We start from the raw sequence: 26,227 nt of genomic DNA on the forward strand, positions 1-26,227 counted from the left end.
GTGCTCGTGGAACGGAACGGAGGCGGGTCGGTGCACGGTGAGTACAAGATCCCCGGGGGCAAGCTCGTCGTGGTGGATCTGGACGTCGAGGACGGAGTGCTGCGGCACGCGCGCGTGGCGGGCGATTTCTTCCTCGAACCGGACGAGGCACTGGACGCCGTCAACCACGCGCTGAACGGCGCCCCGGCGGACACCGACGCGACGGGCCTCGCCGCCCGCGTCGACGCCGCGCTGCCGGAGGGCACGGTCATGTACGGGCTGACCTCCGAGGGTATCGGCATCGCGGTGCGCCGGGCGCTGGCGCACGCCACCGACTGGACGGACTACGACTGGCAGCTGATCCACGAGGGGCCGCAGTCCCCGGCGCTGCACATGGCCCTCGACGAGGTACTGACCGCCGAGGTCGCCGCCGGGCACCGCCCGCCCACCCTGAGGGTGTGGGAGTGGGGCGCCCCGTCCGTGATCATCGGCAGCTTCCAGTCGCTGCGCAACGAGGTGGACCCGGAGGGCGCCGCCCGGCACGGCATCGAGGTGGTGCGCCGGATCTCCGGTGGCGGCGCGATGTTCGTGGAGCCGGGCAACACCATCACGTACTCGCTCTCCGTGCCCGAAGCGCTCGTCCAGGGGCTGTCCTTCCAGGACAGTTACGCGTATCTCGACGACTGGGTGCTCGGCGCGCTCGGCGACATGGGGATCAAGGCCTGGTACCAGCCGCTGAACGACATCGCGACCGACCAGGGGAAGATCGCGGGCGCGGCGCAGAAGCGGGTGGTCGGACCCGGCGGAGGACCGGGCGCCGTACTCCATCACGTCACGATGTCCTACGACATCGACGCCGACAAGATGCTCGAAGTGCTGCGCATCGGCCGGGAGAAGCTCTCCGACAAGGGCACCAGGAGCGCGAAGAAACGGGTGGAACCACTGCGACGCCAGACGGGCCTGGCGCGCGCGGCGGTCATCGAGCGGATGATCGACTCGTTCCGCGGCCGGTACGGGCTGACGGACGGCAAGGTGACACCGGAGGAGCTGGGCCGGGCACAGGAGTTGGCCCGGTCGAAGTTCGGCTCCGCGGAATGGACGGCGCGGGTGCCGTAGACCCGAGCCGGGCGGTCCGCACTCCCCTAAGACGCCGGCGTCCACGAGGTCGTCCCGGCTGCGAAGGCACATGGCCCACAGGCGCGGCCCACGGTCCGTCAACAGTGAGCCACTGTCACCGCACAGGCACGGAGCGAGTTGGCACTTCCGCCCCACAGGGACACGTGTGACACTGGCGTCCCGTCCGCAGTGCGGACTGCTTCCGCACCGTCCCCCACGAGAAGTGCGTCTTGCGTTCTCTTCCTCTGCCGCTCGCTCTCACCGCACGCCTGCTGCCGGTCGCCGTACTGGCCTCGGCAGGCTGGGCCCTGACGTCCGGTCCGTTCGCCGCGACTCCCACCGCCGAGCACAAATCGACGCGAAAGACGACCCCTACGGCAGCCGCTCCGTCGACCTCCGCGGCCACCAAGACGTACACCGCGTCGCCCGCGCCCTGTGACGGCGTGACGGAGAAGACGGTCAAGGCCCTTGTGCCAGGCGCCAAGACGGCCGGCCAGGAGATCGCGTCGACCGACAAGTCGGTGCGCCGCACCTGCTCCTGGAACGCGCTGAAGGGGTACAACTACCGCTGGCTGGACATCTCGTACGAAATCAAGGAGTCCGACGCGGCGGCACAGAAGTCGTACGAGGAGCGCATCGCGGACAAAAGCGGCGGAGGGGCGGTACCCGGGCTCGGCGACACCGCCTACTCGGTGGTGAACCTCACCACCGAGGACAAGCAGCAGACGCGTGAGGGGGTGGTGATCGCCCGCGTGTCCAACGCGCTGGTGGTCATCACGTACAACGGCAGCGACTTCGAGACGAAGAAGGCGCCCGGTACGGACGAGATCAACAAGGGTGCCATCAAGGCCGCGAAGGACGCGGTCGCCGCGGTGGAGGACGGCCAGAAGGCCTGACCGTCCTCCCGGGCGTGTCAGACCGCGGTCTTCTCCTTGCCCCGCAGCAGCATCAGCGCCACGTACAGCACCATCGACGTACCGAGCCCGACCGCCCAGCCGTAGTCGGCCAGCGACTCCAGCACGGGGATGGGACGCCCGTCGACCAGCGGGTGGAAGTCGGCGCCGCCGACGGCCAGTACGCCGCCGGTGAGGAAGGCGACGACGGCCCGCCAGTTCCAGCCGCCGTCGTACCAGTAGCGGCCGCCCGTGCGGTACAGGTCGGCGAGGTCGAGCTTGGTGCGGCGCAGGATCCAGTAGTCGGCGATGAGGATGCCGGCGACCGTGCCGAGCAGACCGCCGACCAGACCGAGCCACGTGAAGATGTAGCCCTGCGGGTCGGAGTAGAGCTTCCACGGGAAGATCAGCACGCCGAGGACACAGGTGGCGAGCGCCCCGGTGCGGAAATTGATCTTCCGCGGCGCGATGTTGGAGAAGTCGAAGGCCGGGGAGACCAGGTTGGCCGCGATGTTCACGGACAGGGTCGCGACGAGCACGGTGACCAGCGCGAACAGAATGCCTGCGACGTTGTCCGTCTTGGCGGCCAGCTGGACCGGATCCCAGATCGCCTTGCCGTACACGGCCTGCGAGCCCGAGGTGACCATGACGGACAGGAAGGCGAAGAGCGTCATCGTGGTGGGCAGACCGAGCGCCTGGCCCCAGGTCTGCGCCTTCTGGCTCTTGCCGTAGCGGGTGAAGTCGGGGATGTTCAGCGAGAGGGTGGACCAAAAGCCGATCATGCCCATGAGCGAGGGCCAGAACAGCTTCCAGAAGTCTCCACCCCAGCCGAGCTTGGACGGCTGGTCGAGCAGCGGACCGAAGCCGCCCGCCTTGCTGCTCATCCACCACAGCATCACACCGGCGCCGAGGAGCACGAACGGCGCGGCCCAGTTCTCGAAGCGGCGGATCGTCTCCATGCCCCGGTAGATGATGGCGACCTGGAGCACCCAGAAGATCGCGAACGACAGCCACATGGTCCACGCGTAGCCGCCGACCTCGGAGGCGTTCTTCCAGCCGTCGCCGAAGAGCTTGCCCGCGAGGAAGTAGATCGCCTCGCCGCCGATCCAGGTCTGGATGCCGAACCAGCCGCAGGCCACCAACGCCCGTACGACAGCGGGCAGGTTGGCGCCCCGGACGCCGAAGGAGGCGCGGGCGAAGACCGGGAAGGGTATGCCGTACTTGGGGCCGGCGTGCCCGGTGAGCAGCATCGGGACCAGCACGATCAGATTGGCAAGCGCGATGGTGAACACGGCCTGCTTCCAGTCCATGCCGACGGCTATCAGGCCGGAAGCGAGGGTCCAGGAAGCGGTGTTGTGGGCCATACCGACCCACAGTGCCGAGAAGTTGTACGTGGTCCAGGTGCGCTTCTCGACCGGGACCGGCAGCAGGTCCTCGTTGGCGTAGGGGCCGCTCGGCGCGGGCGCGCCGGGGGCGATCTCCACCCGGCCGTCGGCGAGGGTGACTTGAGAGACGGGCGGGCTGTCCGGGGGGACGGTCTCGGTCATGGGCAGGCCAATCGGATGAGGAGTGACAGGAAAGGCCGTGCGGGCATCCCGGGGGGGGTGCGCGGGGAGCGCCCTGGGCCCCCTTCCCGGGACGGCGGGAAGGGGAGAATTGGGGAGGGAGAGGCCGTCTCAACGGCCCTTGTGCTGGTGGGCCGCCTCAACGGCCCCAGTGCCGCTGGGCCGCCTCAACGGCCCTTGTGACCGCTAGGCCGCCTCAACCGCCCTTGTGTCGCTAGGCGTTGACGGCCGGGATGACCTTCGCCCCGTACGCGTCGATGGTGGCTTCCTGAGCGTCGTGCATGTCGTACACGGCGAACTGGTCCACACCCAGCTCGCGCAGTGCGTTCAGCTTGTCGATATGCCGCTCGGCCGTGCCGATCAGGCAGAACCGGTCGACGATCTCGTCGGGCACGAACTTGGTGTCGGGGTTGTCGCTGCGACCGTGGTGGGAGTAGTCGTAACCCTCGCGGGCCTTGATGTAGTCGGTGAGTTCCTCGGGGACGGCCGCGGAGTGCTCGCCGTACTTGGAGACGAGGTCGGCGACGTGGTTGCCGACCATGCCGCCGAACCAGCGGCACTGCTCGCGCGCGTGGGCGAGCGCCTCGGGAGAGTCGTCCTCGGTGATGTACGCGGGCGCGGCCACGCAGATCTTGACGTCGGAGGGGTCGCGTCCGGCCTCGACGGCGGCGTCCTTGACAGCCTTCACCATGTACTCGGTCAGATAGAGGTCGGCGAGCTGGAGGATGAAGCCGTCGGCCTCCTCGCCGGTCATCTTCAGGGCCTTGGGGCCGTACGCGGCCATCCAGACCGGGAGTTCGGCGCCGGGCCTGACCCACGGGAGCTTGATGACGGTGCCGCCGAGGTCCGCCTCGTCGCCGCGTCCGAGGGCCCGGATGACCTTCATCGCCTCGCTGATCCTGGCGAGCGTGTTCGGCTTGCGTCCGGCGACGCGCATCGCCGAGTCGCCGCGGCCGATGCCGCACACCGTGCGGTTGCCGTACATGTCGTTGAGCGTCGCGAAGGTGGAGGCGGTGACCTCCCAGGTACGGGTGCCCGGATTGGTGACCATCGGGCCGACCGTCAACTTCTCGGTGTTCGCGAGGATCTGACTGTAGATCACAAACGGCTCCTGCCACAGCACGGCGGAGTCGAAGGTCCAGCCGTAGGTGAAGCCGTTGCCCTCGGCGCGCTGCATCAGGTCGATGACGCGGGAGGCAGGGGGGTCGGTCTGCAGGACGAGTCCGAAGTCCATGGCGCCACTCCTAGTCGCTCAGAGAAGGTACTGACAGGTGGAGCGGGGGGTGTAGACGCCGTGACCCGCGCGCCCGGTGAACTCCCGCTCGGTGATGACCGGTTCGCCGCGCGAGAGCACGGACTCGACCCGTCCGGTGACGCGCCTGCCCTCGTACGCCGAGTAGTCGACGTTCATGTGCTGCGTCTCGACCGACATGACCTGTTCGGCGTGCGGGTCGTAGATCACGATGTCGGCGTCGGCGCCCGGCGCGATGGTGCCCTTCTTCGGGTACAGGCCGAACATCCGGGCCGGGGTCGCGCAGGCGATCTCGATCCAGCGGCGGCGCGAGATGTGCCCGTCGACGACGGCCTGGTGGAGCAGGTCCATACGGTTCTCGACGCCCGGGAGGCCGTTGGGGATCTTCGAGAAGTCGCCGCGGCCCAGTTCCTTCTGGCCCACGAAGCAGAAGGGGCAGTGGTCGGTGGAGACGACCTGGAGGTCGTTGGTCCGCAGCCCCCGCCACAGCGCGGCCTGGTGCTCCTTGGGCCGAAGCGGCGTCGAGCACACATACTTCGAGCCCTCGAAATCCGGCTCGGCAAGGTTGTCGGTCGACAGGAACAGGTACTGCGGGCAGGTCTCGCCGAAGACGTTCAGGCCCTCGTCGCGCGCCCGTGCCAGCTCGGCGACCGCCTCCTGCGCCGAGACGTGCACGACGTACAGCGGGGCGCCCGCGACCTGGGCGAGCTTGATGGCACGGTGGGTGGCCTCGGCTTCCAACAAAGCCTTCCGCACTTCCCCGTGATACCTCGGGTCCGTCTCACCACGCGCGAGCGCCTGTTCCACCAGCACGTCGATCGCGATGCCGTTCTCGGCGTGCATCATGATCAGGCCGCCGTTCTCGGCGGAGCGCTGCATGGCGCGCAGGATCTGGCCGTCGTCGCTGTAGAAGACGCCGGGGTAGGCCATGAACTGCTTGAAGGAGGTGACGCCCTCCTGGACCAGCAGGTCCATCTCCTTGAGTGTCTCCTGGTTGACGTCGGAGACGATCATGTGGAAGGCGTAGTCGATGGCGCACTGGCCGTCGGCCTTGTCGTTCCAGGCGTCGAGGCCCTCGCGCAGGGAGCGGCCCACGCTCTGCACCGCGAAGTCGATGATGGTGGTGGTGCCGCCCCAGGCCGCCGCCCGGGTCCCCGTCTCGAAAGTGTCCGAGGCGAAGGTGCCGCCGAACGGCAGCTCCATGTGGGTGTGGGCGTCGACGCCGCCCGGGATGACGTACTTGCCGGTGGCGTCGATGGTCCGCCCGGCCGTCCACGACTCGGCCGCCGGGGTGCCACTCGCCGCGAGGGCGGCGACCCGGCCGTCCTCGATCAGGACGTCGGCGTGGATCTCGTCGGACGCAGTGATGACGAGACCACCACGGATGACGGTACGGCTCATGCTCCCTCTCCTTCCGGTCGTGCGTGCACTGAGGGAATACCGAAGCTGTTAAAGGCTGAGGTCACCGCTGTTTCGGCGGGGCGAACACGGTCCCGCGGGCCCGGCCCCCCCGTGAGCCGGGCGCGCGGAACCTCGTATGCCTAGGGCGCGGTCAGGGGCTCGTACGCGTCGGGGCGGCGGTCCCGGTAGAACTGCCAGCGGTCGCGTACCTCGCGCAGCTTGGCCATGTCGAGGTCGCGGACGACGAGTTCGGTCTCCTTGTCGCTGGCCACCTCCCCGACGAACTGGGCCTCCGGGTCGACGAAGTACGACGTTCCGTAGAAGTCGTTGGAGCCCAGCTCCTCCACGCCCACGCGGTTGATCGCGCCCACGAAGTACTCGTTGGCGACGGCCGCCGCCGGCTGCTCCAACTGCCAGATGTAGGAGGACAGACCGCGGGAGGTGGCCGACGGGTTGAAGACGATCTCGGCGCCGGCGAGCCCCAGGGCGCGCCAGCCCTCCGGGAAGTGCCGGTCGTAGCAGATGTAGACGCCGATCTTGCCGACGGCGGTGTCGAAGACCGGCCAGTCGGCGTTGCCCGGACGGAAGTAGAACTTCTCCCAGAAGCCCTCGACCTGCGGGATGTGGTGCTTGCGGTACTTGCCGAGGTACGAGCCGTCCGCGTCGATCACGGCCGCGGTGTTGTAGAGGACGCCGGGCTGCTCCTCCTCGTACATCGGCAGGACGAGGACGATGCCCAGTTCCTTGGCCAGCGCCTGGAAGCGGTGGACGATCGGGCCTTCGGGGATCTGCTCGGCGTACTCGTAGAACGCCTTGTCCTGGACCTGGCAGAAATAGGGTCCGTAGAACAGCTCCTGGAAGCACAGGACTTGAGCGCCCTGTGCGGCCGCGTCGCGGGCCGCCTGCTCGTGGACCTGGATCATCGATTCCTTGTCGCCGGTCCATGCGGTCTGGAAGACGGCGGCGCGGATCACTCTGCTCATCGGGACCTCCGGTCGCTCGGTGTGCGAGGAGCCTAGAAAGCCCGGCGGCCGCCACCGAGTTGCACCGTGTCACGTCTGAGGACATCTGCCGTTCCACCGTGTCACCTCTGCTGCGCGTCGTGCGCGAGCAGCGCGATGTGCACGGAGGCGGCCTGCTCGAAGTCGTCGAGGTCGACGCCGAGGCGTGCCTCTATCGCCTCCAGCCGCCGGTACAGGGCGGGCCTGCTGACGTGGTGGAGCTGCGCGGTGCGCGACTTGTTGCGGCCGGTGGCGAGATACGTCCGCAGCACGGGCAGCAGCTCCGACTCGGCGTCCGCCCCGCACAGCAGGCCGTCCAGCTCCCGTTCGGCGAAGGACTGCACGTTCGGGTCGTCGCGCAGCAGCCGGACCAGGCCGCGCAGATGTACGTCGCGCAGCCGCACCAGTACCGGGTGGTCGTGGTCGACGGGTGCGTCGGCGGCGGCCTCGGCGACGTGCAGGGCCTCACGCAGGCCGCCGGGGACGTCGTCCCAGGCCGGACGGGGCGAGGCGGCGGCCACCGTCGTACGGGCTTCGGTCTCATGACGCAGCCGGGTGGCGAAGTGCGTGGCCAGCGCCTCGGCGTCCTGATCGCGGGCGAGGCTGAGCAGCACCGCGGTGGCCCCGTCCGCCAGCTCGGCGACGAGCCCGGGAAGGCCCAGCAGCCTGAGAACCCGGTCGAGTTGGGCCGGGTCGCCGTCCCGCACCACCAGCGGCACGAAGGTCCGCCGGTTGACCGGCAGCCCGGCCGCCCGTGCCCGTGGCAGCAGCTGCCTGGCCGGTACGACACCGCTCACCAGGTCGGTCAGCAGGCTCTGCGCGGACTCCTCCTCCCAGGTGTGCGCGGAGCCGCCGAGCATCCGGTGCAGGACCAGGGCCTCGGCGGCGCGGTCGGCGAGCAGCCGCCCGGTCGCCGCGTCGCCGCGGTATCCGCACAGCACGATGCGGCCCCAGCGCTCGCCCCGCCCGCCCAGCTCCGCACGGATCCAGCCGTCGCCCTCGCTGCCGCCGGCCTGCCGCGCGATGCGCTCCCAGTCGCGCAGCACGTCGTCCACGGCGGACCGCTCCCCCGCCGTGGCCAGGACCCGGTGGGCGAGGTTGGTGACGACGACGGGACAGGCTGCGTGCCCGGCGATCTCGTCGAGCATCCGCTGGAGGGGAGCGCCCGTGGTGATGAGCCCCGTCAGAGCCGTCCGTACGGCCTCGGAGAGGCTCACGGCCGCGAACTTGCTGCGCACGAGCCTGGACTGGACCTCCTCCGTCAACTCGGCGAAGGGGAAGGGCCGGTGGAGGACGACCATCGGCAGCCCGCACCGCTCGGCGGCCCGGCGCATCACCTCCGGTGGCGCGGGAAAGGCCCGGCCGAGCCCGAGGACGACGGCCGCGGCCTCCGCGCGGTGCAGCGAACGGATGTACTCGGCCTGCGCGTCGGGGTTCCCGGCGAGCAACACTCCGGTGGTGAGCACCATTTCACCGCCGGTGAGCATCACGCCCACATCGGCGGCCTCGGCGACATGCACCCACCGCACCGGCCGGTCGAGGTGGCCCGCCCCGGCCACCACCTCGGGCTCTCCGGCGAGCACCCGGTCCAGGGTGAGGACCTGACGTACCGACAGGGCGGGTTCCAAGGCGGTGGCGGTGGTCATGGCGACGTTCCCCTTTTTTGAGGCTCGGTTCGCCGCCGGGGCGCCAACGCCTGTGTCGAGGGGCCGCTCGTGCTCGGCCCTTCTTCCTCGGGCCTCCGCGCGTTCGACCCCTCGACACAGGCGCGCGCCCCTTCGGCTCACTCGCCCTTGCTCTGTTCTTGTTACTGGACGCTCCGCAGAGCGCTTTCGAGGATCGCCGCGCCCTCCTCCGCCTCCGCGACGGTGAGGGTCAGCGGCGGTGCGATCCGCAGCACGCTGGTGTTGTGACCACCGCCCTTGCCGATCAGCAGGCCTTCTTCGCGGGCCGCTTCGAGCACGGCCGCGGCACCGTCGGGGTTCGCCTCGCCGGTGCCGGGCTTGACCAGCTCGACGCCGATCATCAGCCCGCGCCCGCGGACCTCCCGTACGCCGTCGAGCTGCGCGGCGATCGCCCGCAGCCGCTCGATGAGCAGACCGCCGACGCGCCGGGCGTTGCCCTGGAGGTCGTGTTCGAGGAGGTAGGTGAGGTTCGCGAGACCCGCAGCCATCGTGACCGGCGAGCCGCCGAAGGTCGAGATGGAGTTGGAGTCCAGGCAGTTCATGATCTCGGCGCGGGCGACGACGCCACCGATGGACATGCCGTTGCCGATCCCCTTGGCGAAGGTGAGCATGTCCGGCGGGCCCGCGGCGGCGTGCGCCTGCCAGCCCCAGAAGTGCTCGCCGGTGCGGCCCCAGCCGGTCTGCACCTCGTCGGCGATCCAGAGGATGCCGCGCTCGTTCAGGACCTCGCGGAAGGCCGCGTACAGGCCGTCGGGCGGCATGGTGAAGCCGCCGACGCCCTGGACGGGTTCGGCGATCAGGGCCGCGGGCGGGCGGACGTGGCCGAGCAGGTCCCTCAGGTCGTCGACGCAGGCCGTGATGAAGTCGGCGTCGCCGAGATCGGCGTACGGGCCCCGGGTGCGGACGCCGCCGTGGACGTACAGGGTCTGGAGCGGCGAGAGGGAGGTCGGCGACCAGCCCTTGTTGCCGGTGATACCGACGGTGCTGAAGGAACGGCCGTGGTAGCTGTTGCGCATCGCCAGGATCTGGTTGCTCTGGCGGTAGGCGGTGGCGAGCAGCAGGGCGGTGTCGTTGGCCTCGGTGCCGGAGGTGGTGAAGAAGACGCGCGCGTCCGGGATGCCGGACAGCTGGGCGATCCGCTCGGCGAGGTCGACCATGGGCCGGTTGAGGTAGAGCGTGGAGGAGTGGATGATCCGCCCGGCCTGCTCGCTCACCGCCTTGGTGACCTCGGGCAGCGCGTGCGCGGTCATCGTGGTGAGGATGCCGCCGAAGAAGTCGAGGTACCTGTGGCCCTCGGCGTCCCAGACGTGGCGTCCCTCGCCGTGGGTGATCTCGATCGGGTCCTCGTAGTAGAGGGCGAGCCAGTCGGGCAGGACGGCCTTGTGGCGCGCGTACAGGTCGCTCACGGCTGCACCAGCCCCTCGTACGCGTCGGGTCGCCGGTCGCGGTAGAACGCCCACTGCTGCCGCACTTCCTCGATCAGGTCGAAGTCGAGATCACGGACGATGAGCTCCTCGGCCTTGTCGCTCGCGGTCTCCCCCACGAACTGTCCGCGCGGGTCGACGAAGTACGACGTCCCGTAGAAGTCGTTGTCCCCGTACTCCTCCTGCCCGACCCGGTTGATCGCGGCGATGTAGTACTCGTTGGCGACGGCCGCCGCGGGCTGCTCCAGCTGCCAGAGGTAGGCGGACAGGCCCCGGGAGGTGGCGGACGGGTTGTAGACGAGCTGCGCGCCGTTCAGGCCGAGTTGCCGCCAGCCCTCCGGGAAGTGGCGGTCGTAACAGATGTACACGCCGATCTTGCCGACCGCGGTGTCGAAGACGGGCCAGCCGAGGTTCCCCGGTTTGAAGTAGTACTTCTCCCAGAAGCCCTTCACCTGGGGGATGTGGTGCTTGCGGTACTTGCCGAGGTACGTGCCGTCGGCGTCGATCACGGCCGCCGTGTTGAAGTAGAAACCCGACTGCTCGACCTCGAACACGGGCACGACGATGACCATGCCGGTCTCGCGGGCCAGCTCCTGCATACGAGTGACGGTGGGCCCGTCCGGCACGGGCTCCGCCCAGCGGTAGTGCTCGGGCTCCTGGACCTGGCAGAAGTAAGGAGCGTTGAAGACTTCCTGGAATCCGATGACCTTGGCGCCCCGCCGGGCCGCCTCGCGGGCGAATTCCTCGTGCTTGGCGACCATGGATGCGGTGTCGCCTGTCCAGGTGGCCTGGACCAGAGCGGCACGTACGACGTTGGCCATGAGCTGCTCCTTCGACGGGCCGTCAGAGAGCCTCTACGCCCGTAGACAAAGGCGGTAGAGGCTTGAAAGTAAGCCCCATGGACAGCCTTGCCAAGACCATCGTCGTTAACCCGCTGAGTCGATCACGTTTCATACCTCCGGCGGGTGAGCGGCGGGAGCGGTCACACGGTGAAGCCGGCCACCCTCAGAGCGTGGACCAGGTCCCAGTGGCGCTCCTGGGAGACGCCCTGGGCGGCCTCCAGGAGGAGCGGCACGAGCCGCTGCGGGTCCGCCTCCGCGCTGCGGGCCGCCTCCTCCGGGGTGCGCACACGCACGTACGCGCCGAGCAGCGCGCGGATCTCACGTCGGCGACCGGCCTCGGCGAGGCCCAGCACGGCGGCGCCGATCTCCGGCGCGGGCCGTACGACGCCCTGCCGCAGCATCTGCTGACCGTCCGCCGTACGGCCCGCCGCGACGAGCGCGTCGGCGGCGGCGACCAGCCGGTCGGCGGGAAGCGAGGCCGCCTCCCACAGCAGGGTGGCCCAGTCCGCGTCGAGGCCCGCACGGTGCAGCTGTGCGGCGAGCAGCGGGAAACGGGCGGCGGGCCAGTACGCGGCCTCCACGAGCAGGGCGTGCGCCTCACCGCTCCTGCCCTCGCCCCGCAGCCGCGTCAGCGTCCCGACGGTCTCGGCGATGACCCGCCGCGCCTCGTCGTCCAGCGGCTCCCTGCGCGGCGCCGCGGGCTCCTCGGCCACCCCCGCGAATCGGGCACCCCGGGGGGTGCGACCGCCGCCCGGCGCGGTGGGGGCGGGCGGCGCCGCCGTTTCCGGCACGACCTCGGGGGCGGTCTCCTGCTCCATCATCCCGGCGAAGCGGGCACTGCCCCGGGGGCGGCGCTTGGAGCGTTGCTTGGGGGTGGCGGGTTCCGGGGGCTGGGGGGCTTCGGGGCGGGCGGTCGCCGGCTGATCGGGCGCCGATGGGTCCGCGAACGGGGAGTACGAGCCGGTGTCGTCCCATGCGTGCGGCCGATCCGGCACCGCCGAGTACGGGCCGGCGCCATCACGTGCGCCGAGGCGGGTCGTCCCCGGCCACTCCGGCGCCGCCGGGTCCGCGATCGCGGAGTGCGGGCCGGTCTGCTCCGGAATCGTCGGGCGGTGGCGGGGCGCGGGTTCCGGGGCGCTCGGGTGCGTGGGCCCGTCTCCAGGGCCTCGTCGTGCGGTCGAGGGGCCCGGGCCCTCGGATCGGGGCACCCGGAACACGTCCTCGGCCGCCGGGGTCGGAAAACTCAGCGCGCCCTGCGCGTGGGTGCGCAGGGCGCGTCGGTCGAGGCTGTCCATGCGGTGGCGGAGCTCGGCGCAGCGGGCTGTGGCGCGGTCGTGGTCGTCGTGGGCCCAGGCCAGGTCGAGGCGGATCGACTCGGCCTCCTCCTGGGAGCCGGCCGAGTGGAGCAGCCGGCCCAGCTCGACCTGGCGTTCGGCCGCGTAGCGCTGTTCGCGGAGCATGACGTCGAGGCGGTCACCGAGGGCGTCCCGGCCGCCGGGCCTGGCGTCGTACGCGGTGAGCGCGGCGTCGTGCAGGGCGCGGATCCGCTCGGACTCCTGGGCGGCGGCCCGGTCGCCGAACTCGCCGGCGAGGTCCTGCAGGAGCGCCTCCACGACGTCCCAGGGCGGCACTTCCCAGCCCTCCAGGCAGGCCCGCATGCCGTCGGGGTCGCGTTGCCAGAACACTCCGCACCAGCCGCCGCCCTGATCGAGCCGTTGCGTCAGCCCGCTCAGGTACTTCGCGAACTCCCTTACCTGAACCGGGAGTTGTTCTACAGCCATCACACGACTCCCCGCCCGAATGGAGTGCTCCGTCCGGTAGAAAACACCAGCCGTGTTACGGAACGGCTACAGGGAGTTTTCGGACCGGACGCAGAGCGCTCCGGGATGGATCACACCGGGTGTGCGGCCCGTCACGAACCCGGGCTGCCCGAGACCCTACTCGCCTTCCCAGGCGCGCCGTTGGCGACCCATGCGCCCCGCGCGTCAGGCCACCCGGACCAACGCGCACCGCCTGGCGAGGTCGTCCATCGACAGACCGAGCGCCCGCGCCAGGGCCGCCACCGTGAAGAACGCGGGAGTGGGCGCCCGTCCCGTCTCGATCTTGCGCAGGGTCTCGGCGGAGATCCCGGCACTGGCCGCGACCGCAGTCATGCTGCGGCCGCCGCGGGCCTCGCGCAGCAACTGCCCGAGCCGCTCGCCACGTTCGCGCTCTTCGGGGGTCAGGGGGGTTCGCACCATGCCCCCATTCTAATACCGGTATAGTAATTGGCATGGTGGAACTGAAGACGAACACATCGATCGACGAGATGTACGCGGCCGGTCAGGTCGTGGGCCGGGCGCTCACGGCGGTGCGGGAGGCGGCCGACGTCGGCGTCTCGCTCCTGGAGCTGGACGAGGTGGCGCACCAGGTCCTGCGGGACGCCGGCGCCGGCTCCCCCTTCCTCGGCTATCGCCCCTCCTTCGCGCCCACGCCGTTCCCCGCGGTCATCTGCGCCTCCGTGAACGACGCGATCGTGCACGGCATCCCGAACGGCTACCGCCTGCGTGACGGCGACCTGGTGTCCATCGACTTCGGCGCCGAACTGGACGGCTGGGTGGGCGACTCGGCGATCAGCTTCCTCGTCGGCGAGCCGCGCGTGGCCGACGTACGCCTCGTCCGGACCGCCGAGCGCGCCCTCGCCGCGGGCATCGAGGCGGCCGTCGTCGGCAACCGCGTCGGCGACATCGCGCACGCCATCGGCACGGTGTGCCGCGAGGCGGGCTACGGCATCCCGGAGGGCTTCGGCGGTCACGGCGTGGGCCGCCGCATGCACGAGGACCCGCCGGTCCCGAACGAGGGCCGCCCGGGCCGCGGAATGCCCCTGAGGCACGGCATGGTCCTCGCCATCGAGCCCATGCTCATCGGCGGCGGCACCGACGGCTACCACGCGGCCCCGGACGGCTGGACCCTCCGCACGAACGACGGCTCCCGGGCGGCCCACGCCGAACACACGGTGGCGATCACGGACGCGGGCCCGCGCATCCTGACAGCGCGCTAGCGCGGCCCGCGCCGGACGCCGGACACCGGCCGCACCACGCGCCCCGGTTCCTACGACGCCGGCCGCACGCCCTGGTTCCTTCGCCGCCGGCCGTACGCCCTGGCTCCTTCGCCGCCGGCCGTACGCCCTGGCTCCTACGACGCCGGCCGCACCACCATCGCCGAGCCGCCGCCCCGCCGTACCGTCTCCGCCGCCGCGAGCCACTTCCCGTCCGGCAGGCGCTGTACGCCCGTCGCCGCGCCGATCTCCGGGTTCAGCTTGAAGGAGTGTCCGACGGCCTCCAACTGGGTCCGCAGCGCGCTGTTGTACAGGCCCGGTTCGAGTTCCGTCTGTGCCGCGTTGCGCTGGCTGGCGCGCGGTGCGGCGATGGCGTCCACCAGGGGCAGCCCGCGGTCCAGGAACTCCGTCAGCGTCTGCAGCACGGTCGTGATGATGGTGGCGCCGCCCGGCGAACCGAGTGCCACGACGGGCCGGTTGTGCTGGTCCAGCACGATCGTCGGCGAGATCGACGAGCGCGGCCGCTTGCCGGGACCCGGCAGGTTCGGGTCGTGCACGGCCGGGTTCGCCGGCGTGAAGGAGAAGTCCGTCAGCTCGTTGTTGAGGATGAAGCCGCGCCCCGGGACGGTGATGGCGCTGCCGCCGGTCTGCTCGATGGTCAGCGTGTACGAGACGACGTTGCCCCACTTGTCGGCCACCGTCAGGTGCGTGGTGTTCTCGCCCTCGTACGTCGTCGGGGCGGCCTTTCCCGCAGTCGAGCAGGAGGCGGGGTCGCGCGGGTCGCCCGGGGCCAGCGGACTCGTCAGCACCGCGTCGTCCTTGATCAGGCACTCCCGCGAGTCCGCGTACTTCTGCGACAGGAGTTGCTTGGTCGGTACGTCCTCGAAGGCGGGGTCGCCCACCCAGCGCCCCCGGTCCGCGAACGCGATGCGGCTCGCCTCGATGTAGCGGTGCAGATACTGCGCCTCGCTCGCCTTCGAAAGGTCGCTCTTCTCAAGGATGTTGAGGGCCTCGCCGACCGTGGTGCCGCCCGAGGAGGAGGGCGCGATCGAGTAGACCTTCAGACCGCGGTACGAGGTCTTCGTCGGCGCCTGCCGCTTCGCCTCGTAGGCAGCCAGGTCGTCGAGGGAGAGCTTGCCGGGGCGGGCGTTGTAGCCCGAGGTCGGGGCGACCGGCGGCTTGTTGACCGTGTCGACGATCTCCTGGCCGAGGTCGCCGTCGTAGATCGCGTCGACGCCCTCCTCGCCCAACTCCTCATAGGTACGTGCGAGATCGGGATTCCTGAAGGTCGAGCCGACCACCGGGAGGGAGCCGCCGGGCAGGAACAGCTTCGCGGTGTCCGGGAAGTTCTTGAAGCGGGCCTGGTTGGACTCGGTCTGTGTGCGGAAGGTCGCGTCGACCGTGAAACCGACCCGGGCGATGCGTTCGGCCGGCTTCAGGACGCTGCCCAGCCGCTTGCTGCCCCAGCTGTCCAGCGCCGTCTGCCAGGTGGCGGGCGTGCCCGGTGTGCCCACGCTCAGACCGCTGGTGACGGCGTCCGCGAAGGCGAGCGGCTTGCCTTTCTCCACGAAGAGGTTCGAGTCGGCGCTCAGGGGTGCCGTTTCCCTGCCGTCGATCGTGTGCACCGTGCGGGACTTGGCGTCGTAGTAGACGAAGTAGCCGCCGCCGCCGACGCCGGACGAGTAGGGCTCGGTGACGCCGAGGGCCGCCGCCGTGGCGACGGCCGCGTCCACGGCGTTGCCGCCCTTCTTCAGGACCTCGATCCCGGCCGCGGAGGCGTCCGCGTCGACGCTCGCCACGGCGCCGCCGTAGCCGACGGCGACGGGCACCTTCTCGGCCGCCCCTGCGGAGGGTGCCGCGGGAGGCGCGGCCGCGCCGACCGACACCACCGCGGCCGAAACCGCCAAGACCGCCAGATTCCGCGCAAGAGGGCGACGCATCCGTACCTCCACTCAAACAATTGTCCGCGCAGCGTAACTTCACCGCCATGCCCGCGTCAGGACCCCCTCGAACGTCGTTCGGTACAGCCGCTAGCATGCGCGCCCATGAATGACGACGTGCGCAACATCGTCCTCGGGGTGGTCGCGGCCGGCCTCAGTGCCGCGCTCGGCTGGCTCGCCCGTACGTATCTGTGGAAGCGCAAGCTCCGCCGCAAGCAGGCGTTCTTCGGGCTGCCGGACAACTCCGAGTCGCTGCTCGTGGTGAACCGCGAGGCGGGCGGACCCGAACTCTCGGTCATGCGCCATGACGTGTTTGCACTCCTCGAACTCTCCGCGCTGATCAAGGACTGCGGCGCGCACGCCCAGGTCCTCGCGCATGACGCGGCACAGCAGGGCTTCGGGGAGCGCACCGAGTTCTGCGTGGGAGGGCCGTCGTCGAATCGACGGATGGCCGCGCATCTGCACTCGCTGCTGCCGGGCATCCGCGTCAACGTCGACCCCGAGCCGGGTCCGGACCGCGGCGCCTTCCAGATCGGCGGCGAGCGCTACCGCCTGGAGGCGGGCACGGCGGAGTACGTGATCCTCGCCCGGCTCACCGCGGGCAACACGGCGAGACCCGTCTTCCTGTTCTGCGGCCAGCGCGCGATCACCAACCAGGCGGCCTCCCGCTATCTGGGCCGCAACCACGAACGGCTGGCCCGCAAGCACGGCAACAACTCCTTCGTACTCCTGCTGAAGGTGGTGAACTCCCAGGCGTACGGACCGGATGTGGTCGAGCTCGTCGCGGATGTGACGCGGGCGGCGCAGACTCCTCTTCCGGCCCCGGCGCCGGCGCGCACGTCGCACCGCGCCACGTGATCACTCAACAACCTTTACCGGCACGTAACTTACTGACGGGTTACTTATGCTGGGGAACCCCGGTTACTGTCGGGTCACTTTGCACTGACCCGAGTGAGGAGTGACCCGTGGGACACCCGCGCAAGGCCCTGCGTACGACCACCGTAGGTGCCGTCTCGGCGACGCTGATCGCCGGTACCGCCCTCGGTGTCACTACCCCCGCCCAGGCCTCCCCCGCCACCGGAATCCGCTTCGTCGACATCGCCGGAGACGGCGGTACGACCCTCAAGGCCAACGTCGTCGCGCCCTCCGATACCTCGCACCGCTACCCGCTGCTCGTGCTGCCCACGAGCTGGTCGATACCGCAGATCGAATACCTCGCACAGGCGCAGAAGCTGGCGAACTCCGGCTATGTGGTGGTCAGTTACAACGTGCGCGGCTTCTGGCAGTCCGGCGGCAACGTAGAGGTCGCCGGGCCACCCGACACGGCCGACGCCTCCAAGGTGATCGACTGGGCGCTCGCCAACACCCCGTCGGACGCGCGGAAGATCGGGATGGCCGGTGTCTCCTACAGCGCGGGCATCAGCCTGCTCGCCGCCGCGCACGACAGCCGGATCAAAGCGGTTGCCTCCATGAGCGGCTGGGCCGATCTCAACGACTCGATCTACTCCGGCCGCACCCAGCACTCCCAGGCCGTCTCCTTCCTCGGCGGCACCGGCTACCTCACCGGCCGCCCGAGCGCCGAATTCCAGCAGATGCTCAAGGAGTTCCTCGGTTCGGACCTGTCGAAGGAACAGGACATGCTCGACTGGGGGAAGGTCCGCTCGCCCGCGACCTACCTGGACCAGCTCAACAAGAACGGCGCGGCCGTCATGCTGGCCAACGCCTGGGGGGACACCGCCTTCCCGCCGAACCAGTACGCCAAGTTCTACGAGCAGTTGACGGTCCCCAAGCGCCTGGAGTTCAGGCCCGGAGACCACGCGACCGCCGAGGTCACCGGCCTGCTGGGCCTGCCCAACGACGTGTGGACGGACACCACCCGCTGGTTCGATCACTATCTCAAGGGCGAGGACAGCGGCATTGACCGCGAGCAGCCCGTCCAGCTCAAGTCCCGTTCCACCGGCGGCTACGAGACCTACCCGGACTGGAAGTCGGTCGGAGCGACCCGGCGCAAGATCGACCTCGCCGGCACCACCACCATCCACACGAACGTCGACTCGGGCGCCGACGGAGGCGTCTTCATCCTCTCCAACGCGCTCGACCAGTTCCTGCGGACGCCGCCCATCGCCTCGATCCCGCTCCTGCCGCGCCGCTGGGCCGCCGTGTGGCAGTCGGAGAGGTACGACAGCGCCCAACAGGTGCGCGGCACGGTCACGTTGCACACCACCGTCACCGGCACCGAGGAGAGCGGCACCCTTGTCGCCTACCTCTACGACGTGGGCCCGCTCGGCCTCGGCAAGCTGGTCAGCAACGCCCCGTACACCTTCCACGGGCAGACGCCCGGCAAGCCGTTCGGCGTGGACCTGGAATTGTTCTCCACGGCCTACGACGTTCCGGCAGGGCATCGTCTCGCCCTGGTCGTCGACACGGTGGACCCGCTCTACATCGAGCACAACCCGTCCGGCGCGCAGCTGACCTTCTCCTCGCCGGAGCACGACCCGTCGTATGTGTCGGTGCCCCTGCGCGAACAGTGATCTCCGGCTGCCGCCGGCCGGGTCTGGCTCTGTGAGCTGCTGCTCCCTCTACAGTCCCGGGGCTGTGGGGGGTTCCCCGTCCGGCAGCAGCGTCCTGGGTCGGCCACCGTCACCACGGGGATGAACCGCACATCCTAATCGAGGTTCGGCATCGCTTCCCCGCTCAGTGCTTGAGGATCTTGGAGAGGAAGTCCTTGGCGCGGTCGCTGCGCGGGTTGGTGAAGAACTCGTCGGGGGCACGGTCCTCGATGATGCGGCCGTCGGACATGAAGACGACGCGGTTGGCGGCGGAGCGCGCGAAACCCATCTCGTGGGTGACGACGACCATGGTCATCCCGTCCCGCGCGAGTTGCTGCATGACCTCCAGAACCTCGTTGATCATCTCGGGGTCGAGCGCCGAGGTCGGCTCGTCGAACAGCATGACCTTGGGGTCCATGGCGAGTGCGCGGGCGATGGCCACGCGCTGCTGCTGTCCGCCGGAGAGCTGTGCGGGGTACTTGGGGGCCTGGGAGGCGAGGCCCACCCGGTCCAGGAGCTCGCGTGAGCGCTTGTCGGCCTCCTGCTTCTTGCGGCCGCGGACCTTGGTCTGGCCGAGCGAGACGTTCTGCAGGACCGTCTTGTGCGCGAAGAGGTTGAAGGACTGGAAGACCATCCCGACCTCGGCGCGAAGCCTGGCGAGGGCCTTGCCCTCGTCCGGGAGAAGCTGACCGTCGAGCTTGATCGTCCCTGATTCGATGGGCTCCAGACGGTTGATCGCTCGGCACAGTGTCGATTTGCCCGACCCCGAGGGGCCGATGATCACGACCACCTCGCCCTTGCCGACGGTGAGGTTGATGTCCTGCAGGACATGCAGCTCGCCGAAGTACTTGTTCACGTCACGCAGCTCGATCAACGGATCGACGGCCATACCGGACCTGCCCACTCTCAGCTGTGTCGGTCAACGCAAACTATCGGCGCAAAACGGGACTTAACGCACGACACGCACTTATAGCCATTAACCGTATTTGAGGCTGCATTACGGCTGTATTACGACGTCGCCCACTGGGTGTCCGCCTCCGGGACCCTGGCTTCGGCGTCCGGGACCCCGGCCTCCGGGACCCTGACTTCGGCATCCGGGACCAGGCCTCCGAGACCCCGACTTCGGCATCCGGGACCAGGCCTCCGAGACCCCGACTTCGGTGTCCAGGCCCCCGGCCTCCGCGTCCAGCACCTAGGCCTCCGCGGCCTCGGCGTACACCTGTGACAGCTCGGGGGCGCCCTGTACGGCCCAGTCGAGCCCGGCCTCGACCACCGGGATCTCGCGGCCCGAGGCGAGCCGCACCACCGGACTGCCGCCGGGCCAGACGTGCCAGCCGGCGCCGGCCACCGTGCGCACCACGACCGTGCCGAGATAGAGGCCCGCGTCATTGCCCAGCCAGGGCAGCACCTCGGGGTCGTCGCGCCAGCGCGGCAGCAGTTGGTCGAGCGCGGCCAACGAGGCCGGGGTGTCGTCCAGTTCGAGCCCCGCCGCCGCGGCATGGGAGCGCAGCAGCTCGCACTCCGAGAGCAGATCGGCCACGCCCGCCGGATCGTCCTTGAAGGCGGCGGCGAGTCCCGGGTCCTGCTCCGCCGAGTGCCGCCTGCGCCACTTGTCCAAGAAGGGGAAGTTCATGACCGGCCTCTCCGTGGGTGCGATCGCCGTCGGCTCCGCGTTCCCGGCATTTCCAAGAATGTATCTTGCGGCAGTTGATCACGGAATCGAGCGCATCGCAGCGCCGTCCCGCCACCCCTCCCCGCCGTGCGCGCCCCACCCTTGCCAAAGGTATTCATCCTCCGTAGAGTTCAACGAAGCATGAGTTCAACGGTCGTTGACTTCTATGTTGCGCCATCCCACGACCAGGATGTTCCGCCATCCCACGATCCGGAGAGGCAGGCCCCGTGCAGAAGATTCCCTTCCAGGTGAACGAGGGCGGCATCGTCGCCCTGCTGCCGAACGGGCATGTCGAGTTCCTCGCCGCGTCCGCACGGGAGTTGATCGAGCGGCACAACTCCGGACGAGCGGTGACCGTCACCGAACTGATGGCCCATGCGCTCGCCGACCCGCTGGTGACGCTGGACAGGTTCCATCTGCCCGCCCCGGCCATCGCCTTCGTGGAGACCACGAACCTCTGCAATCTGCGCTGCCGCCACTGTTACGCCGACTCCGCGTTCAAGCGCCCCGACGAGATCTCCACACCGCGCGTCAAGCAACTCCTCGACGACTTCGCCGAGATGGGCGTACTACAGGTGTTTCTGACGGGTGGTGAGATCTTCTCGCACCGGGACGCAGTCGAGATCATCCAGCATGCTCGCAGCAAGCCCTTCAGCACGCAGATCTTCACCAACGGCCTGCTGGTCACCGAGGAGAAGCTGGCCCGGATCCCGGCAGGCCAGTCGTTCTTCATCAGCTTCGACACCGCCGACCCCGAGCGCACCGTCCGCGGCAAGATGGACTTCCCCAAGCTCCAGCACGCCTTCGAGATGATGCGCGAGCACGGGCATGTGTTCCGCACCGCCATCTCCGTGCACCGGGGCAACATCCAGGACGCCGAGGAGATCTTCGAGTGGTGCGCCGAGCGCGGGTATCCCCGGCCCCAGTGGCTGGAGACGCATCCGGTCGGCCGGGCGCTGCTCCACCCTGACATGCTGCTGCGCCCCGAGGACGTCGACGAGGTCTTCGAGGTCTACCAGCGGTGCATGGACCGCTACTCCACCGAGCCCGACCATGAGCCTGTCGAGGCGCCCACGGGCCCCGCCCGGCGCGCCGCCGACGAGATCCGCGGAGTGGACACCATCCAGTTCTGTCAGCGCCTGGAGCGCGCGGTGGGCCAGGAGAAGTGCGGCCGCTCGGTCGTCTACGTCAACAGCCGCGGTGATGTGTACCCCTGCAGCAACTGCATGTCGGGGCAGCTCTACAAGGCCGGCAACACCACCGAGAGGTCGTTCGCCGAGATCTGGGAGCACGGCTTCGACGAGTTCCGCGACATCCGCTTCAGCGACCACTCCGTGTGCGGTACGTGCCCGGTCGCCCAGGAGGACATCTGGTGCCAGTTCCGCTGCCCGCCGCTGGCCCGGAACATCACAGGTGACGCCAAGGGCTGCGGCGCGACCGAGTACCTGCAGGAGTTCACGCTGCGCTCCGGCCGCTACTGGCGCGCCCGCAAACAGCGCAACGTACGACTGACTCTGACGCCCCGTCAGTCGGCGTCGGCCGACCCGCCGGGGCCCACCCGACTCCCGCTCCCGACGACGTGAGCGGGTCCCTGTCCCACGGCGGCGCGACCGCTGCCGCCCGAACCGAAGGGAAGAAAGCCATGCCCGAAGAGAAGAAAGTCATCCGCATTCACCTGGAGCCGGGGCAGGAGGGCGTGACCCTGAGCGCCGTCGGAGCCGCCTCGGCCACCGCGCCCGCCGAGACGCTCGTCGAGGCCACCAACATCACGGAGGCCACGGTCATCGAGGTCGAGGTCTGACCCCACGCCTTTGCCGGCAGGTGACGAAGCGGTGTACCACTTCCCGGCCCGTTGAGGGGCGGGCCGGGAAGGCCCGCCGACGGCAAAGGCTCGCTCGACATCCGTTCTTTCCTGTTGAGGAGACGAGGTCGCGATGAGCAAGACGGCTGCTTCGGCCGGCACCACGGCACTGCGCCCCGGTACGGGAACCGCGCCGCGCCCCGGTACAGGACTCGCGCGGCTGCTGGGCGAGAACCCCGCACTGCGGATCGGCCAGGACGACTACAACATCAACGTGACGGCCAACTACGGTGAGCAGCTGTCGGCTTCACAGGTCGCCGAGGCGTTACGGAATCACCCGGGAGCCGGCCGGCCCGCGCATCTGTATGTCCATGTGCCGCTGTGCGCGTACATCTGTCACTTCTGCAACTACGTCAAGCGCAAGGTCACCGACGGCCCCGAGGGCGAGGCGGCGCCGCGGATCTGGACGGATCTGCTGCTCGACGAGTCCGCCCGGCGCCTCGGACACGCCCCCTGGCTCGCGCACGCCTCGATCGAGTCCGTCTACCTCGGCGGTGGCACCGCCTCACTGCTCGGCACCGAGCAACTGGGGCGCCTGCTGGAGCACATACGGGCGCACTACACGCTCGCCGAGAACTGCGAGATCTCCCTCGAGGGCAACCCCGACAACTTCCAGCAGGACGAGCTGGCCGAGGCCTGCGCGATCGGCTTCAACCGCTTCAGCGTCGGCGTGCAGTCCCTGCAGAGCGAGGTCAACGCGTTCGCGGGGCGCGGCCACGACGCGGCCATGTCGCTGCGGGCCATCGACAAACTGCGGGCCACCGGACGGCCGTTCAACGTCGACATGATGTTCGGGCTGCCGCACCAGACGACGGCCAAGGTCGCCGACGACATCAGGCGCCTGATCGACCTCGACGTCCCCACCATCACCATCTACCGGCTGCGCAACGCCGACCGGGCCAAGATGGGCATCGGCAACCGGGCGCTGTGGAACGTCGAGAGCGTCAAGAACCGGCTGCGCGAGCAGCAGCTGTTCCCCTCGCTCGGCGAGACCTACGCGATGCGCGAGGCCGTCGTGGAGCTGCTGCTCGACGGCGGCTACCACCCGAGCCCGTGCGGCTGGTGGAACCGGCCCGGCGTCTATCCCGACGGCAACATCCCGCGGGTCTCCCGCAACAAGTGGCAGCGGCACGACTCCATGATCGCCTACGGGCCCGGCGCGTACGGCTGGCTGACCGGCGACGACGACACGGTGGTGCAGACCCACAACATCGCCGACATCTCCGGGTACGCCCGGCTGCTCAAGGACGGGCCGGGGCTGCCGCTGGCCTCCGGACGGCGGCTCGCGGGCTATCAGGCGATCGGCATGGTGCTCGGGTTCGCGTTCAAGGCGAACCAGTCGATCGACGCGGGGCGGTTCCGGCGGCGGTTCGGCGTCGAGCTCTTCCAGGACGAGCCGTTCGCGGCGGTCTTCACCGAACTCATGGAGCGGGGCCTCCTCGCACCGGTACCCGGCACCCTGGAGAGCGTCGCCCCCACCCTGGACGGCGAGGCGCTCCACGAGGAGATCATCAGCGTCTACTTCCACAAGCGCGTCGGCGGCTTCGCCGAGGCCGTCTGCCACCGGTGATCCGATGAGCGTGCATCAGCGCACCCAGTGGCGCCGAGGCCCGGACGGGGCGCGGTACCGCACACGGCGGTCCTTCCCCGCCGGTCCGCCGAACGCCACCGTGCTGCTCGCCGGTCCCGGCAGCGTTTCCGTCCTCGACGGTCAGGGCCGCGACGACGGGCTGCTGGAGCGGCTGACCGGGCGGCTGGTGGCCGGGGGCGCGCAGGTGCTCGCGTGCGACATGCCCGCCCGGGAGCCGAACACGCCCTCCACGGAGGCCGATCAGCTCGTGCGGGCCGGTCGTCTGTCCCAGCTCCTTGACGGGTACGGGCACGTGCTCGTCCGGCCGCTCGTCCTGCTGGGTTTCTCGCTGGGCGGCCTCGCCCTGCTGCATCTGCTTCGAGCCGGTGAGCCCCGCGACGCGGACGGGGCGGTCCTGGTGGGCACGGTGATCGAGGAGGACGCCTTCCTGACCTCGCGCCTCCCCTCGCTCGACCTCGTGTACGGCAGCTTCGACCTCGTCGGATACGTGGCCGACGCCGACGACGAGGCACTGCCGCCCGCCGTGTTCGCCCCCGACATGTACGGCCAGTGGTCGGCGAGCCGACTGGTCGGGCGGCGCTCCTTCGAGGTCCGGGTGCATCTGCTCGAAGGCCTCGGGCACACCCTCCAGCCCTGTGGTTCGGGTCCCGCAAGGGACGCGGTCTCGGCGCTCACTTCTCTTGTGGGCGCCCCTGAAGTGACGGCCAGTCAGTAGAAGAGGAAGAGGCGCGCAGGACATGCTCTCCAGCCAGCGATTCGACAAGATCGCCGAAAACTTCGCGACCAGTGAGGTGCACCGCTCCAGTCCCACGATGGAGGCACTGCACGAGACGCTCGGTCCGCAGACGGGCCGTGCCATCTGTGATGTCGCCTGCGGCGCGGGTCACTTGGCGCTGTCGTTCGCCGACGAACACCCGGCTCGCCTCGTCGCCGTGGACCCGGCGCCCAACATGCTGGCCTCCGTCCGCAAACTCGCGGCCGAGCGCGGCGTCGACATCGAGACGGCGAAGGCGTTCGCGGAGGAACTCCCCTTCCCCGACGCCTCCTTCGACCTCGTGGTGTCCCGTCTGGCCCCGCACCACTTCCGTGACATGCCGGCGGCCGTCGGCGAGATGGCGCGGCTGCTGCGTCCCGGCGGCCGGCTCGCCGTCATCGACCTGGAAGGCCACGAGGACCCCGACATCGACGCGCTCAACCACGCGTTGGAAATGCTGCACGATCCGACGCACCAGCGCAGCTACACCCTCACGGAGTGGATCGGCTTCCTGCAGGACGCCGGGCTCAATGTCCCGGTCGCCCGGGGCTCGCAGTCCGAGAGCCGCACCGGGGTGCCCGTCAAACGGTGGTGCGAGATCGCCTCCTCCGGCGACGAGGCCGAGCGGGCGATCCGGGCCCGGCTCGCCGCGGCGCCCGCGCCATATCGCGAGGCGCTCGGGATCCGCCAGGACGGCGACGAGTTCTACCTCCCCGTACGCACCTGCATGGTGATCGGTGTCAAACCGCTCGGCGGGGTGCGCTGACATGCCGGTGATCAGGCTCTTCTCACCGGCGCCCAGCCCCGGCGCGGCCGTCCTTGGGGAGCTGGCCGATTCCGTGACCGCGCTGCTCGGCATTCCGCGCGGCCACTGCTGGCTGTGGTGGCAGCGGCTCGAGCCGGGCACCTTCCACCGGCCCGAGTGGCGCGAGGGCGACGCGGCGCCGGCCCCGGTGGGTTTCGTCGTGTGCAAGGAGAGCTACAGCGGCACCCAGGTCCGGCACCTGCTGCGGCTGCTCCAGGACCGGCTCGGCGATCTCCTCGCCGTGCCGCGTGAGGAGATCTACCTGGCCGTACAGCGGGCCCCCGCAGGTGAGTTGCTCGTACGCGACCAGGTGTGGTCTCTGGACGGCAACGCCGCCGGGACATCCCTGGGCGGCCCCGACGGAAGGACTGACATGACCGGTGACGCGATCACGGATCTGGTGCCGATCGCCCATGTCCACAACGAGCGGCGTGAACTCATCGACGACAACTGGGGCGAGGTGGCCTCCGTCATCCGGCTGGACGCCGAGCGGTTCACCGCAGAGGCGCTGCTCTCCCTCGACTCCTTCTCCCACCTCGAAGTCGTCTTCCACTTCCACCGGGTTCCGCTCGACAAGGTGCAGGAGGGTGCGCGCCATCCCCGCAACAACCCGGACTGGCCACTGGCCGGCATCTTCGCCCAGCGGGGCAAGAACCGCCCCAACCGCATCGGGGTCTCCCGCTGCCGGCTGGTCAAGACGGACGGGCTCGATCTGCATGTCGTCGGGCTCGACGCCGTCGACGGCACTCCCGTGCTCGACATCAAGCCGTATCTGCGGCAGTTCGGACCGCGCGAGGAGGTCGTCCAGCCGGAGTGGGTGGACGAGCTGATGCGCGAGTACTACTGATCTTCCATCGAGC

23 protein-coding genes are annotated in these 26,227 nt (G+C 69.8%); 11 read left to right on the plus strand and 12 right to left on the minus strand.

The annotated features are described in order from the left end of the window. Positions 1-30: 30 nt before the first annotated feature. On the plus strand, positions 31-1,095 hold the full coding sequence (locus AB0D27_RS22160; protein ID WP_362511441.1) for a lipoate--protein ligase family protein: 1,065 nt from the start codon (positions 31-33) through the stop codon (positions 1,093-1,095). A gap of 230 nt (positions 1,096-1,325) precedes the next feature. Then, positions 1,326-1,991, plus strand: coding sequence for a hypothetical protein (locus AB0D27_RS22165; RefSeq protein WP_362511348.1), 666 nt, complete (start codon positions 1,326-1,328; stop codon positions 1,989-1,991). A 17-nt stretch (positions 1,992-2,008) separates the two neighbouring features. Here the strand turns inward: AB0D27_RS22165 and AB0D27_RS22170 are convergent, their stop codons facing one another. The 9 genes from AB0D27_RS22170 to AB0D27_RS22210 all read right to left on the minus strand — a co-directional run bounded on the left by AB0D27_RS22170 (position 2,009) and on the right by AB0D27_RS22210 (position 13,398). Then, on the minus strand, positions 2,009-3,535 hold the full coding sequence (locus tag AB0D27_RS22170) for an NCS1 family nucleobase:cation symporter-1 (RefSeq protein ID WP_362511351.1): 1,527 nt from the start codon (positions 3,533-3,535) through the stop codon (positions 2,009-2,011). 232 nt (positions 3,536-3,767) lie between these two features. Next, positions 3,768-4,787, minus strand: coding sequence for a TIGR03842 family LLM class F420-dependent oxidoreductase (locus AB0D27_RS22175; protein ID WP_362511354.1), 1,020 nt, complete (start codon positions 4,785-4,787; stop codon positions 3,768-3,770). Between the two features lie 18 nt (positions 4,788-4,805). Continuing rightward, positions 4,806-6,206, minus strand: coding sequence for a dihydropyrimidinase (gene hydA, locus AB0D27_RS22180; protein ID WP_362511356.1), 1,401 nt, complete (start codon positions 6,204-6,206; stop codon positions 4,806-4,808). A 140-nt stretch (positions 6,207-6,346) separates the two neighbouring features. Beyond that, the gene (locus tag AB0D27_RS22185; protein WP_362511359.1) at positions 6,347-7,189 is read right to left on the minus strand and encodes a nitrilase-related carbon-nitrogen hydrolase; all 843 of its coding nucleotides are present in this window, start codon (positions 7,187-7,189) and stop codon (positions 6,347-6,349) included. 101 nt (positions 7,190-7,290) lie between these two features. Then, entirely contained in the window at positions 7,291-8,853 is a 1,563-nt protein-coding gene (locus AB0D27_RS22190; protein ID WP_362511362.1) for a PucR family transcriptional regulator ligand-binding domain-containing protein, read from the minus strand. A gap of 161 nt (positions 8,854-9,014) precedes the next feature. Next, positions 9,015-10,298, minus strand: a complete 1,284-nt coding sequence (locus AB0D27_RS22195) for an aspartate aminotransferase family protein (protein WP_362511364.1) — start codon at positions 10,296-10,298, stop codon at positions 9,015-9,017. Continuing rightward, the gene (locus tag AB0D27_RS22200) at positions 10,295-11,137 is read right to left on the minus strand and encodes a nitrilase-related carbon-nitrogen hydrolase (RefSeq protein WP_362511367.1); all 843 of its coding nucleotides are present in this window, start codon (positions 11,135-11,137) and stop codon (positions 10,295-10,297) included. Before AB0D27_RS22200 ends, AB0D27_RS22195 begins: the two co-directional genes overlap by 4 nt. A 161-nt stretch (positions 11,138-11,298) precedes the next feature. Beyond that, positions 11,299-12,939, minus strand: coding sequence for a hypothetical protein (locus AB0D27_RS22205; protein ID WP_362511370.1), 1,641 nt, complete (start codon positions 12,937-12,939; stop codon positions 11,299-11,301). A 204-nt stretch (positions 12,940-13,143) separates the two neighbouring features. Further along, complete coding sequence (locus AB0D27_RS22210; protein WP_362511373.1) at positions 13,144-13,398, minus strand: helix-turn-helix transcriptional regulator; 255 nt, start codon at positions 13,396-13,398, stop codon at positions 13,144-13,146. Between the two features lie 32 nt (positions 13,399-13,430). On the opposite strand from AB0D27_RS22210, the gene map reads away from it, so the two are divergent. After that, complete coding sequence (map, locus tag AB0D27_RS22215; protein ID WP_362511376.1) at positions 13,431-14,198, plus strand: type I methionyl aminopeptidase; 768 nt, start codon at positions 13,431-13,433, stop codon at positions 14,196-14,198. Between the two features lie 134 nt (positions 14,199-14,332). On the opposite strand, the gene ggt is transcribed toward map, so the two are convergent. After that, complete coding sequence (gene ggt / locus AB0D27_RS22220; RefSeq protein ID WP_362511379.1) at positions 14,333-16,135, minus strand: gamma-glutamyltransferase; 1,803 nt, start codon at positions 16,133-16,135, stop codon at positions 14,333-14,335. 105 nt (positions 16,136-16,240) lie between these two features. Between ggt and AB0D27_RS22225 the strand changes: the two genes are divergently transcribed. Together AB0D27_RS22225 and AB0D27_RS22230 are read left to right on the plus strand one after the other, a co-directional pair. Continuing rightward, the gene (locus tag AB0D27_RS22225; protein WP_362511382.1) at positions 16,241-16,993 is read left to right on the plus strand and encodes a hypothetical protein; all 753 of its coding nucleotides are present in this window, start codon (positions 16,241-16,243) and stop codon (positions 16,991-16,993) included. 107 nt (positions 16,994-17,100) lie between these two features. Then, entirely contained in the window at positions 17,101-18,666 is a 1,566-nt protein-coding gene (locus AB0D27_RS22230; RefSeq protein ID WP_362511385.1) for a CocE/NonD family hydrolase, read from the plus strand. 163 nt (positions 18,667-18,829) lie between these two features. Here the strand turns inward: AB0D27_RS22230 and AB0D27_RS22235 are convergent, their stop codons facing one another. Beyond that, positions 18,830-19,573, minus strand: a complete 744-nt coding sequence (locus tag AB0D27_RS22235) for an amino acid ABC transporter ATP-binding protein (RefSeq protein ID WP_362511444.1) — start codon at positions 19,571-19,573, stop codon at positions 18,830-18,832. Between the two features lie 303 nt (positions 19,574-19,876). Continuing rightward, complete coding sequence (locus AB0D27_RS22240; RefSeq protein ID WP_362511388.1) at positions 19,877-20,317, minus strand: DUF6278 family protein; 441 nt, start codon at positions 20,315-20,317, stop codon at positions 19,877-19,879. Positions 20,318-20,583: 266 nt separating this feature from the next. Between AB0D27_RS22240 and AB0D27_RS22245 the strand changes: the two genes are divergently transcribed. From AB0D27_RS22245 to AB0D27_RS22270, 6 genes are all read left to right on the plus strand, one after another. Continuing rightward, on the plus strand, positions 20,584-21,939 hold the full coding sequence (locus tag AB0D27_RS22245; protein WP_362511390.1) for a radical SAM protein: 1,356 nt from the start codon (positions 20,584-20,586) through the stop codon (positions 21,937-21,939). A gap of 59 nt (positions 21,940-21,998) precedes the next feature. Beyond that, positions 21,999-22,157, plus strand: a complete 159-nt coding sequence (locus AB0D27_RS22250; RefSeq protein WP_158690554.1) for a hypothetical protein — start codon at positions 21,999-22,001, stop codon at positions 22,155-22,157. A 133-nt stretch (positions 22,158-22,290) separates the two neighbouring features. Further along, positions 22,291-23,787, plus strand: a complete 1,497-nt coding sequence (locus AB0D27_RS22255; protein ID WP_362511393.1) for a radical SAM protein — start codon at positions 22,291-22,293, stop codon at positions 23,785-23,787. 4 nt (positions 23,788-23,791) lie between these two features. Then, positions 23,792-24,523, plus strand: coding sequence for a hypothetical protein (locus AB0D27_RS22260; protein ID WP_362511396.1), 732 nt, complete (start codon positions 23,792-23,794; stop codon positions 24,521-24,523). Between the two features lie 22 nt (positions 24,524-24,545). Then, positions 24,546-25,328 carry a class I SAM-dependent methyltransferase gene (locus AB0D27_RS22265; protein ID WP_362511399.1) on the plus strand — a complete coding sequence of 261 codons (783 nt, stop codon included), beginning with the start codon at positions 24,546-24,548 and terminating at the stop codon, positions 25,326-25,328. Position 25,329: 1 nt separating this feature from the next. Continuing rightward, entirely contained in the window at positions 25,330-26,214 is an 885-nt protein-coding gene (locus AB0D27_RS22270; RefSeq protein ID WP_362511403.1) for an SAM-dependent methyltransferase, read from the plus strand. The last annotated feature ends 13 nt before the right edge of the window (positions 26,215-26,227 follow it).

The sequence above is a fragment of the Streptomyces sp. NPDC048415 genome, from assembly GCF_040651675.1.
Classification (GTDB): domain Bacteria; phylum Actinomycetota; class Actinomycetes; order Streptomycetales; family Streptomycetaceae; genus Streptomyces.